The sequence below is a fragment of the Aerosakkonema sp. BLCC-F183 genome (assembly GCF_041929145.1).
GTDB lineage: Bacteria > Cyanobacteriota > Cyanobacteriia > Cyanobacteriales > Aerosakkonemataceae > Aerosakkonema.
This window is the reverse complement of sequence record NZ_JBHFNU010000040.1, coordinates 230,909-237,038: the sequence shown is the minus strand read 5'-3', so window position 1 is coordinate 237,038 and position 6,130 is coordinate 230,909. Positions and strand designations below refer to the sequence as shown.

The window sequence follows — 6,130 nt, the reverse complement described above, 5'->3', positions numbered from 1 at the left end:
ACTCAAAAAGCTAACTTATTTTTCTCTTAAATCCTGATTAAATCAATCTTTTTTTACTCAGCTAAAAGCTGAGCTATTTTGCCTTGTATAGGAGTTTAGACTAACCGCGCCCTAAAGCGCGGTTAGTCTAAACTCCAGTTGTGAGGCGGAGGTTTAAAATTATCAGGGTGCATCTACCTATTCTCTTTTTTCTCTCTTGGTGTCAGCTTTCAGGATAGTTTCGCAAAAATTTTGTTACGGCAAAAACCGATCCAAAGCAGCCTTTAACTCTTCAATTTCCACCTCAATATTCCCTTCTTTAGCAGCGCGAGCAATACACTCGGTTAAATGTTCGTCGAGAATCATTCTCGCTACCCGATCTAAAGCACCTCGGACTGCGGCAATCTGCACCAGCACATCAGGACAGGGTTTACTCTCCTGTACCATATTCTTAATGCCGCGCACGTGTCCTTCAATACGAGACAAACGGTTAACTACCCGGCGCAGCGACTCTTCCGAGTGAACGTGAGAATGAGTGGAATGTCCTTCCTTATGAGAATGATGGGTATGGATATGACGCGCATCATCTTTGCTTGCTTCATCACATTGGGGAGAAAGTTTTTCTTTCTCCGTATATAAAATTTCGTCTTTAGATCCAATCATCCTTAAGTCGTGGAACAGCCGTACTCAAGATCCTAACTTACAAAACAGCAAATATAATTTATCGCTGCATTTTGGCAGCAACTGACAGCCCCTGAACTGTAAAAATAATTTTAGATATCATCATTTCTCCACAAATGCAAAAACTTAAATAGCACAGCGGAGCCAAAAAATCAAGCTATGCAGAGTGAAAAAATCTATCACCTTCTGGGTAAAATCGCTCGTTATGGACTTGCCACTTTCTTAGGGGCAGTTCTAATATCGGGCGCGATCGCAGTCCTACCCTCTCAAGCAAGCCCCAAGGCAAGTATAAATTCAGCTCTTCCACCAGAGCAAAGCATTGAGCTAAAGGTTCCTCAAACAAAGCAAAGTAACAGTTTTGTAACCGCAGCAGTGAATAGGGTTGGCCCAGCCGTGGTCAGAATCGATACAGAGCGCACGGTTAGCAGGCGCTTAGATCCTTTTTTTGACGATCCATTTTTCCGGCGTTTCTTTGGAGAAGATTTCACCGCACAGCCCAGACAAGAACTGCTGCGCGGCCAAGGTTCCGGCTTCATCATCGACAAAGGTGGCATCATTCTTACCAATGCCCACGTAGTTAACCAAGCCGATAAAGTGATGGTGACGCTGAAAGATGGGCGCTCCTTTGAAGGACAAGTACGCGGTGTTGACGAAATAACCGACTTAGCTGTGGTGAAGATTAATACTCAGGATAGAGATTTACCCGTAGCATCGCTAGGCGATTCGTCACAGGTGCAGGTAGGTGATTGGGCGATCGCAGTCGGCAATCCTTTAGGACTTGACAATACCGTCACTTTAGGAATTGTCAGCACTCTGCATCGCTCTTCCACAGAAGTTGGCGTTCCCGATAAGCGATTGGATTTTATTCAAACTGACGCAGCAATCAATCCCGGTAACTCTGGTGGCCCGCTGTTAAACGAGTATGGCGAAGTAATTGGAATTAACACCGCCATTCGCGCCGATGCAATGGGCATTGGCTTTGCCATTCCGATTAACAAAGCAAAAGAAATCAGCGTTGTTCTCGCACGGGGTCAAAAAGTTCCTCACCCTTATATAGGAGTTCAAATGATTACGCTAACACCGGAGCTAGCGAAGCAAAATAATGACGATCCAAATACACCTTTCACCATCCCAGAGGTAAAAGGTGTACTTGTGATGAAAGTTTTGCCTAACACACCAGCTGCTACAGGAGGTCTTCGCAAAGGAGATGCGATCGTGGAAATTGATGGTGTTCCCGTTACCAGTGCGGAAACTTTGCAAAATATAGTTGAATCTTCCCGTGTAGGTCAGGTATTGAATCTCGTTGTAAGACGTGCTTCTGAAACCTTGCGGCTATCAGTGCGGACAGCGTCACTGCAATCTTAGCTAGGGGGGAGCTTTTAACAAAATCGGCGTAAGTACCCACCTATACGAATGTTAGGTGGGGATATACGCCCTAATCCATATCGTCTTCGTCGTCCTCATCATCTTCATCTTCGTCTTCGTCATCTAAATCGCTACCGATGAGTTCGTCATCTTCTTCGAGGATAGAGGAAGAAAAGTTAGAGCCGTATGAGCCGTAACCCGACGAGCCATTGGAGCGCATTTGCGAAGTTGTTTCCCCGCCCAAAGCGTCAATCGAATCCAAAGCCGATTCTACGCGGTAAACGCGAGCGGTGCGATCGTCTAAAATAACTTCTCCTGGTTCGTCATCCAGGACACCGCTGCCGTCATAAGACAAGTCTACATCTGCTACACTCATTTCTTCATAAGCATTGAATCCCGTACCTGCGGGAATCAAGCGCCCAATAATCACATTTTCCTTCAGTCCGCGCAGCCAGTCAGATTTACCTTCGATCGCTGCTTCTGTAAGCACGCGAGTAGTTTCTTGGAAGCTGGCGGCGGAGATAAAGCTATCCGTATTCAGCGAAGCTTTGGTAATCCCCAGCAACACGGGGGTGTACTGGGCGGGTGCGCCTCCGGTGATAGACATAGCTTCGTTAACTTGCTCGACTTGACGCAATTCCACTAATTCTCCGGGAAGCATGGTGGTATCGCCACCATCGTCTATACGAACTTTGGAAGTCATTTGACGGACGATCACTTCGATATGTTTGTCGGAGATGTCAATTCCTTGCGATTGGTATACTGATTGGACTTCGTTAACAAGGAACGTTTGCGTGGCTCGCAAGCTTGTCAGCGCCGCTTCGTAAATACCTGTTTGTTCCCGATTCAACTCGAAGAAGATTTCCAGAATTTCGTGGGGATTGGCTGGGCCATCGCTCAATGGTTCGCCTGCTTTGACTTCTTGACCGTCAGAGATGATCAAGTTTTGTCCCGGCCCAATCGGATAGGAACCCACGACGCCATCGTGTTCTATCACTTTGATCTCGGTAGGCTCGTCTTCGTTGTACACGAGTTGGACTGTACCCGGACGGCGAGAAAGTATGCAGGCTTCTTTGGGTTTGCGAGCTTCCAGAAGTTCTTCAATCCGAGGTAACCCCTGGATAATGTCACCTGTTTTGGTGCGCTCGAACACCAGTAAGACCAGGTTGTCGCCGCGCTGTACGAGGTCGCCATCATCGATATGCAACACGGCTCCTGTGGATACCCGGTAGGGACGGGCGATTCGCAGGACGATGTGGGTATCGGTTACTTCTACTACTTGGCCGGATTCAGATGCGCGTATGCCGGGGGCTATAGGACTTCCCGCTACGAGCAGGTCGCCTGTTTTGACGCTGGGTTTTTGGTTTTGTGTGTCTACTTGAACTAAGTCGGCATTGCGGACTACCAGGACGCGCCGAATTGCTTCCGCGCCTTCGCGAATACCTCGGACAAGACCTGCTTCTTTACATTGGATTTCGGTGCGAGCGACTACTGCACCAGGAGGGATTTGCATACCGTCGGTGACGAGTAAGCGGGTGTTAGTGCTGCCTTGGGTGGCGTCGGCAGCGACATCGCGACGGATCACTAGAGATTCCAGAATTACCAGTTGCAGTCGCCATATTTCTGGATTTTCTTTGTCCGGCACAAGTTCGATGTCTGCGGCTAGTTGAGGAGCTTCTTTACCTATTTCTAGGACTAATTGAGTGCGAAGCAATTCTAAGCCTTCTACAGATTTGACCCGTTCTCCATCTTTGTAAGGAAGGCGCTGTACGGCTCGCAGTTCTAGCTGAGTACCGGCGTCTTGGGCTTCGCTTTGGCTGCCGCGTTGTGCGGGGACAGAGGGTTGGTCGGGTATAGTGTATTCGACGATCGGGCGTAGCAATAGTGCTGGGCCTTCCGGCATTTCAATGTATTCGATGTAACGCAGATCGTTAACTTGCAGTCCCGGTAACACTTCTTGACCGGGAGAAGCTAGGCTGCCGGTTTCCGGGATGATTTCTTCCGGGTCTTCGATCGTATGCAAATCCCCTGGCTTGATTGTAATTTCTCGCAGGATATCGTTTTTCTGGACGACTTCGACCACACCGGAAACGCTGCAAAAGATGTCTTTAACGACTTCAGTACCGGCTTCTACGAATTGGCCATCTTCAACTAGAAGTAGGGAGATATCTTTGTTAACTTCGTGGGTTTCTTCGGGTATCCACAGCAGGGTGCCGCCTTTGACGACTTCGTATCCTTGTTTGGCTTTGCCGCGTTTGGCTACGTCTACACCTGCGTATTTGATGATACCGCCTGTTTGAGTGCGGTAACGATCGTCGATCAATTCCGCTACCACTTGGTTATTTTGGACTTTCGTGCCCGGTGTGGCTTTCAGGGAGAATGATTGACCGTTAGTAGTTTCGATCAAATAGTGGTCGCGCCCTTGGTAGCTTTCTATCCGGACAAGGCTGGTATCGAGCAACACAGAAGCAGTGATGATTTCGATTTCCCGTCCACCAGATGAAGTTTTGCTTTCTTGGGGGAGTCGGACGACGCCGCCGTGTTCGGTAATTAGTTTGGTTTCTGCCAGCACGCTGCCCGGTTTGACTTCGCTGCCGTTTTTGACGACCGGTTCTGCACCTGGCGGAAGGTTGTAAACTTCACCGGAAAGTATCCAAGCTAAGCCGCCGCGTTGGGCGATGCGGGTGGTGTTGCCTTGACGATCGGTCTTTTCTTCCGGAACCAAATCTGCAAACAGAACTTCTCCCGCTAGGTCAGAGGCGACATCTTTGACCGCTTTTTCTGTGGCGCGGCGCACATTGCGTCCGGCTATCGGTACTTCTGCCAGAATTTGATTGCTGGCGATCGTTTCGGCATCGGATACCAGGATGATCGAACCTTGAGTGACGGGGACTAGAGTACTCTTGAGGGTTTTGTCTTTTGGGGTGATGAGGAGTTCGCCGTTGGTTTCTGCAATTTGCGCTTCTTCTCCATGTCTGGTTCTAAAGGCTCTCGTCCGCAATCCTTTTTCGTAACGTACTACTCCTTCTATGGTCGATCGCACTTGTCTGGCTACTTCGCCGGTAAACACACCCCCGGTGTGGAAGGTTCTCATGGTCAGTTGGGTTCCCGGTTCCCCGATCGATTGGGCGGCAATAATCCCCACCGCTTCCCCCAAATCCACCATCGAAGCGTGTGCCAAACTCCAACCGTAACAGTGCTGACAGACGGAACGCGCCGCTTCGCAGGTGAGAGGCGATCGCAATACGAGTTCTTCTACTCCCGCTTTGGCCATTTTCTCGGAGAGTTCGTTGCTGATGGGGTCGTTGCGACGGGCGATGATGATGCCGGTTTTGGGATGGGTGACGTCTTGGGCGAGGATGCGTCCCAGGAGTCGGTCTTTCAGGGGGATGAGGATACGATCGCCGTCGGTCATCGATCGCATGGTGATGCCCCGCATTGTACCGCAGTCGATTTCCCGAATAATCACATCTTGGGCTACGTCTACCAGTCGGCGCGTCAGATATCCGGAATCTGCTGTTCTCAATGCCGTATCTACCAATCCCTTCCTCGCACCGTAAGAAGAGATGATGTATTCGGTGACTGTCAAACCTTCCCGAAAGTTGGTTTTGATGGGTAAGTCGATGATTTCTCCTTGGGGGTCGGCCATCAATCCCCGCATCCCCACGAGTTGGCGCACTTGGGAGATGTTACCCCTAGCCCCAGAGAAAGCCATCATATAGACGGAATTGAGGGGATTGTTTTTGCGGAAGTTGCGAACCACCTCGTCTTTCAAGGCTTCGCTGGTACTGTTCCAGGTGTCGATTACTTTTTGGAAGCGTTCTACTTCGGTGATTTCCCCACGGGTGTAACGCTGTTCCGTCAGGCGAATTTCTTCTTCGGCAGCTTCCAGCAGTTGCTGTTTGCTATCGGGTACTTGCAAGTCATCAACAGAAATGGAAACTCCGGCTTTGGTGGCGTAACGGAATCCCAAATCTTTGAGTTTGTCTGCCATTTGCGCTGTTTTAGCCGTACCGTAGTTGGTAAACGACCATTCAATCAGACGCTTCAACTGACCTTTATCGACGATGCGGTTACGGAAGACTGTCATGTTTTGGTCTGCCAT

Annotated in this window: 3 protein-coding genes; 1 reads left to right on the top strand and 2 read right to left on the bottom strand. The window is 49.4% G+C overall.

The annotated features are described in order from the left end of the window. Positions 1–234 precede the first annotated feature (234 nt). Complete coding sequence (locus ACE1CD_RS10470; protein ID WP_374796506.1) at positions 235–642, bottom strand: metal-sensing transcriptional repressor; 408 nt, start codon at positions 640–642, stop codon at positions 235–237. A gap of 177 nt (positions 643–819) precedes the next feature. Here ACE1CD_RS10470 and ACE1CD_RS10465 point away from each other — a divergent pair, with 177 nt between their 5' ends. Then, entirely contained in the window at positions 820–2,025 is a 1,206-nt protein-coding gene (locus ACE1CD_RS10465; protein WP_374796508.1) for an HhoA/HhoB/HtrA family serine endopeptidase, read from the top strand. A 70-nt stretch (positions 2,026–2,095) separates the two neighbouring features. On the opposite strand, the gene ACE1CD_RS10460 is transcribed toward ACE1CD_RS10465, so the two are convergent. After that, positions 2,096–6,130, bottom strand: coding sequence for a DNA-directed RNA polymerase subunit beta' (locus ACE1CD_RS10460; RefSeq protein WP_374796510.1), 4,035 nt, complete (start codon positions 6,128–6,130; stop codon positions 2,096–2,098).